The sequence below is a fragment of the Anoxybacillus sp. LAT27 genome (assembly GCF_022030075.1).
In the GTDB taxonomy this organism is placed as follows: Bacteria; Bacillota; Bacilli; order Bacillales; family Anoxybacillaceae; genus Anoxybacillus; species Anoxybacillus kestanbolensis.
This window is the reverse complement of the sequence record NZ_JAIWYK010000153.1, coordinates 1-277: the sequence shown is the minus strand read 5'-3', so window position 1 is coordinate 277 and position 277 is coordinate 1. Positions and strand designations below refer to the sequence as shown.

The 277-nt window shown below is 60.6% G+C and carries 1 pseudogene; it reads right to left on the bottom strand.

The annotated features are described in order from the left end of the window. A pseudogene (locus LD028_RS08915) lies at positions 1-277 on the bottom strand (methylmalonyl Co-A mutase-associated GTPase MeaB); the annotation flags it as partial.

Genomic DNA, 277 nt, shown 5'->3' with positions numbered 1-277 from the left:
CGGGCAAGCGCCTCCATCCGCGTTTTGTCGCCAAGGATGCTGCCGCCGGTCAATGAGCTTGTCGGGTCGACGGCTAACACCGCGACGCGGTGCCCTTGCTCGCATAAAAACGTGCCAAACGCTTCAATGAACGTGCTTTTTCCCGCCCCCGGCACGCCGGTGACGCCGATGCGGATCGAGCGGCCGACGTGCGGGAGCAGTTCATTGAGCACTTGCTGGGCAAGATCCATATGCCTAGACGCATTGCTTTCGACAAGCGTAATCGCCTGCGCCAAAA